This window comes from Corynebacterium silvaticum, from assembly GCF_004382825.2.
Taxonomy (GTDB): Bacteria; Actinomycetota; Actinomycetes; order Mycobacteriales; family Mycobacteriaceae; genus Corynebacterium; species Corynebacterium silvaticum.
Genome location: NZ_SDQO02000006.1, coordinates 1 through 5,926, shown reverse-complemented (window position 1 = coordinate 5,926; position 5,926 = coordinate 1). Strand labels below are relative to the sequence as shown.

The 5,926-nt window shown below is 51.7% G+C and carries 3 rRNA genes; all 3 read right to left on the bottom strand.

From position 1 onward, the window contains the following. Positions 1-13: 13 nt before the first annotated feature. Positions 14-130, bottom strand: a 5S ribosomal RNA gene (rrf, locus tag ET810_RS11855). A gap of 120 nt (positions 131-250) precedes the next feature. Further along, positions 251-3,335, bottom strand: a 23S ribosomal RNA gene (locus ET810_RS11850). A gap of 370 nt (positions 3,336-3,705) precedes the next feature. After that, positions 3,706-5,226: ribosomal RNA gene (locus tag ET810_RS11845) — 16S ribosomal RNA — on the bottom strand. Together the 16S, 23S and 5S rRNA genes form the textbook arrangement of a ribosomal RNA operon. Positions 5,227-5,926 lie beyond the last annotated feature (700 nt).

Genomic DNA, 5,926 nt, shown 5'->3' with positions numbered 1-5,926 from the left:
TATCAAATTTTTTGGTTGGCGGCGACCTACTCTCCCACACCCTCCCAGGTGCAGTACCATCAGCGCAATCGGGCTTAGCTTCCGGGTTCGGAAAGGGACCGGGCGTACCCCCGACACTATAACCACCAACACATCCATAACAACACAACACACAACAGGTGTCATGTCAGACACTGCACAGTGAACACAAGCAACAAAACTCTACTATTCTTTTTAAACGCTCCAGGCACAACAATACTCGCACCACAATGGGTGGTTGTTTATCGGTAAATTAGTACCAGTCACCTCCAAGTGTTACCACTCTTCCAGATCTGGCCTATCAACCCCCTAATCTCGAGGGAACCTCAAAAGAAACCTCATCTTAAAACAGGCTTCCCGCTTAGATGCTTTCAGCGGTTATCCCTTCCGTACGTAGCCAACCAGCCCTGCCACGGGCGTGACAACTGGCACACTAGAGGTACGTCCGTCCCGGTCCTCTCGTACTAGGGACAGCCTTCTTCAAGTTTCAACGCGCACGGCGGATAGAGACCGAACTGTCTCACGACGTTCTAAACCCAGCTCGCGTGCCGCTTTAATGGGCGAACAGCCCAACCCTTGGGACCTACTCCAGCCCCAGGATGCGACGAGCCGACATCGAGGTGCCAAACCATCCCGTCGATATGGACTCTTGGGGAAGATCAGCCTGTTATCCCCGGGGTACCTTTTATCCGTTGAGCGACACCACTTCCACAAGTAGGTGCCGGATCACTAGTCCCGACTTTCGTCCCTGCTCGACCTGTCAGTCTCACAGTCAAGCTCCCTTGTGCACTTACACTCACCACCTGATTGCCAACCAGGCTGAGGGAACCTTTGGGCGCCTCCGTTACATTTTAGGAGGCAACCGCCCCAGTTAAACTACCCACCAGGCACTGTCCCCAACCCAGATCATGGGCCAAGGTTAAGGTGCTCAATCCGATCAGAGTGGTATTTCAACTTGCGACTCCACCACACCTAGCGGCGCAGTATCACAGTCTCCCACCTATCCTACACAAACCGAACCAAACACCAATACCAAGCTATAGTGAAGGTCCCGGGGTCTTTTCGTCCTGCCGCGCGTAACGAGCATCTTTACTCGTACTGCAATTTCACCGGGCCTGTGGTTGAGACAGCAGGGAAGTCGTTACGCCATTCGTGCAGGTCGGAACTTACCCGACAAGGAATTTCGCTACCTTAGGATGGTTATAGTTACCACCGCCGTTTACTGGGGCTTAAATTCTCCGCTTCGACCCCCAAAAGAGATCTAACAGGTCCTCTTAACCTTCCAGCACCGGGCAGGCGTCAGTCCGTATACATCAACTTCCACGTTTTCGCACGGACCTGTGTTTTTAATAAACAGTCGCTTCCCTCTATTCTCTGCGACCACCGTCAGCTCCATCAGTCTGTCACCAACAATGGTCCCCCTTCTCCCGAAGTTACGGGGGCATTTTGCCGAGTTCCTTAACCACAGTTCACCCGATCGCCTTAGTATTCTCTACCTGACTACCTGTGTCGGTTGAGGGTACGGGCCATAATGACACTCGCTAGAGGCTTTTCTCGACAGTACAGGATCACCAACATCAACCAAAAAGGTCTACGCATCACGCCTCACCCATAATGCAGCACGGATTTACCTATGCCACGGGCCACACGCTTACACCACAATCCAATAAGTGGCTCGGCTACCTCACTGCGTCACCCCATCACTTGGCTACTACCAACGAAGGTCCCACGCACAACCACACACACCCACACAATGTATGAACACATGCAATTAATGGGCGGTTAGTACCACTGATTCACCACTTGTCGCATCACCACGGGTACCAGAATATCAACTGGTTATCCATCGACTACGCCTGTCGGCCTCGCCTTAGGTCCCGACTCACCCTGGGAAGATTAGCTTAACCCAGGAACCCTTAGTCATCCGGCGGAAAAGTTTTCCACTTTTCATTCGTTACTCATGCCTGCATTCTCACTCGCACACACTCCACACCCGGTCACCCAAATGCTTCACCACATGCACGACGCTCCCCTACCCAACCAACAAAAATGTTGACTGCCGCGGCTTCGGCGGTGTACTTGAGCCCCACTACATTGTCGGCGCAGAACCACTCGACCAGTGAGCTATTACGCACTCTTTCAAGGATGGCTGCTTCTAAGCCAACCTCCTGGCTGTCTTCGCGATCCCACATCCTTTTCCACTTAGTACACGCTTAGGGGCCTTAACCGGCGATCTGGGCTGTTTCCCTCTCGACCAACGGAGCTTATCCCCCGCAGTCTCACTGCCACGCTATAACATTACCGGCATTCGGAGTTTGGCTGACATTGCTAAGATTGTAGTCCCGCTCAACCAACCAGTAGCTCTACCTCCAGCAAGAAACACGCAACGCTGCACCTAAATGCATTTCGGGGAGAACCAGCTATCACGGAGTTTGATTGGCCTTTCACCCCTACCCACAGCTCATCCCCTCAGTTTTCAACCTAAGTGGGTTCGCGCCTCCACAAAGTCTTACCTCTGCTTCACACTGGCCATGGGTAGATCACCCCGCTTCGGGTCCAGGACATGCCACTAACAACACCCTCGTTAGGATTCGCTTTCGCTACGGCTACCCACCAAAAGGTTAACCTCGCGACATGCCGCTGACTCGCAGGCTCATTCTTCAAAAGGCACGCCATCACCCCACAAAAGAGGCTCTGACAGATTGTAAGCACACGGTTTCAGGTACTATTTCACTCCCCTCCCGGGGTACTTTTCACCATTCCCTCACGGTACTAATCCGCTATCGGTCATTACAAGTATTTAGGCTTACCGGGTGGTCCCGGCAGATTCACAGCAGATTCCACGAGCCCGCTGCTACTCGGGGACATGCACAACCAGCGCACACATGCTTTCACGTACAGGACTCTCACCTTCTACGGCAGGCGTTCCCACACCACTTCCGCTAACACATGCACAAACCAGCAAAAAGATGGCAGCCTTTTCACGCACACACCCCACAACACCACACACGCAACCCCTGCCAGGTATCACACGCACATGGTTTAGCCTCATCCACGTTCGTTCGCCACTACTAACGGAATCACAATTGTTTTCTTCTCCTACGGGTACTGAGATGTTTCACTTCCCCGCGTAAACCCCCACAACAGCTATGAATTCACTGAAGGGTAACCACACATAACTATGGCCAGGTTTCCCCATTCGGACACCCTCGGATCAACGCTCTATTGGCAACTCCCCGAGGCCTATCGCGGCCTTACACGTCCTTCATCGGCTCATAATGCCAAGGCATCCACCGTGTGCCCTTAAAAAACAACACACACAAAATATGCAAACAAAAATACCAAGAACTAAAAGAATAAAGATTTATTACTCGCGTCCACTATACAGTTCTCACACAACACAACCACCACACACACCACCAACCCCACACAAGGATCACCAGCACACACAGCAGCCATCAAGAATCAACACCAACACCACAGTGCATCATCCCAGACACCCAACAGCATACCAACCACTCATAAACACAACACTTTATTAATCAACCACACACACCATCACACAACCATGCACAGCCACCATTCTGTTGGCAGCACACAACCACACACAACTTTGCTCCACCCGGATTCAAAATAAACAACAACAAACACCAACCAGTGAATGCTGGAAAAAATAAAACTCCTTAGAAAGGAGGTGATCCAGCCGCACCTTCCGGTACGGCTACCTTGTTACGACTTCGTCCCAATCGCCGATCCCACCTTCGACCACTCCCCCCAGAAAACTGGTTGGGCCATGGGCTTCGGGTGTTACCAACTTTCATGACGTGACGGGCGGTGTGTACAAGGCCCGGGAACGTATTCACCGCAGCGTTGCTGATCTGCGATTACTAGCGACTCCGACTTCATGGGGTCGAGTTGCAGACCCCAATCCGAACTGAGGCCGGCTTTCAGCGATTCGCTTACCCTTACAGGCTCGCAACGCGTTGTACCGACCATTGTAGCATGTGTGAAGCCCTGGACATAAGGGGCATGATGATTTGACGTCATCCCCACCTTCCTCCGAGTTAACCCCGGCAGTCTCTCATGAGTCCCCACCATAACGTGCTGGCAACATAAGACAAGGGTTGCGCTCGTTGCGGGACTTAACCCAACATCTCACGACACGAGCTGACGACAACCATGCACCACCTGTATACAAACCACAAGGGATAACGTATCTCTACGCCGATCTTGTATATGTCAAGCCCAGGTAAGGTTCTTCGCGTTGCATCGAATTAATCCACATGCTCCGCCGCTTGTGCGGGCCCCCGTCAATTCCTTTGAGTTTTAGCCTTGCGGCCGTACTCCCCAGGCGGGGCGCTTAATGCGTTAGCTACGGCACGAAAGTCGTGGAAGACCCTCACACCTAGCGCCCACCGTTTACGGCATGGACTACCAGGGTATCTAATCCTGTTCGCTCCCCATGCTTTCGCTCCTCAGCGTCAGTTACTGCCCAGAGACCTGCCTTCGCCATCGGTGTTCCTCCTGATATCTGCGCATTCCACCGCTACACCAGGAATTCCAGTCTCCCCTACAGCACTCAAGTTATGCCCGTATCGCCTGCACGCCCGGAGTTAAGCCCCGGAATTTCACAGACGACGCGACAAACCACCTACGAGCTCTTTACGCCCAGTAATTCCGGACAACGCTCGCACCCTACGTATTACCGCGGCTGCTGGCACGTAGTTAGCCGGTGCTTCTTATACAGGTACCGTCACAAAAAGCTTCGTCCCTGTCGAAAGAGGTTTACAACCCGAAGGCCGTCATCCCTCACGCGGCGTCGCTGCATCAGGCTTGCGCCCATTGTGCAATATTCCCCACTGCTGCCTCCCGTAGGAGTCTGGGCCGTATCTCAGTCCCAATGTGGCCGTCCACCCTCTCAGGCCGGCTACCCGTCGACGCCTTGGTAGGCCATTACCCCACCAACAAGCTGATAGGCCGCGGGCTCATCTCGTACCGAAAAAACTTTCCACCACACACACTAAAATGTGGTCCTATCCAGTATTAGACCCAGTTTCCCAGGCTTATCCCAGAGTACGAGGCAGATCACCCACGTGTTACTCACCCGTTCGCCACTCGAGTACCCCCGAAGGGGCCTTTCCGTTCGACTTGCATGTGTTAAGCACGCCGCCAGCGTTCGTCCTGAGCCAGGATCAAACTCTCCACAAAAAATCAGTCAAAAAAGACCAACCAGGCTTCGTGAAAAGCCCAACCAAAACTGGCAAAAAACAAACAACCAACAAAAAATAATCCATTGATCATTCATCAAAAAAATAATGAAAAAAGTAAAGCAAAAAACACTAGTGACCATCGATGCCTTGACGAGACAACACAACAATCACCACACACAACAACACCCCCATATAAAAGAATGCCCTTATGTGCTCATCCACACAGCAACCACACACAACCACAGGGATTCCCATGATCATTATGGTGGATAACCTGTTTCACAGGTGCTTTCACAACATTTTCTTGGCTACCAAAATCTTTTAACAAGCAAGCCATACTTGCCGGCCAAAGCGTGTTCACCGTGATCATCACATAACCATCATGTAACAATAAATGTGTGTCAGCGACAACAACCACACGTGGTTATCATCTACCATGTTGACTAATAAAAAATATATCTATAAGTACATTGGTACACTATTGAGTTCTCAAACAACACACCCACACACACCAACCATGTTGGTCTGTGATGACTGTAAGAATAATTTTTGTTTATCGCCTGCTTGTTTTCCTCTCGCCTTACACTCACTGATTCACAATCACCTTCGTGGTGTTTGCCTCTGTGAGGGGCGCTGTCGGTCGCGGCGACTCACATAAAGTTACACACCACTTACAGAACACACAAATCCCCAGCTCA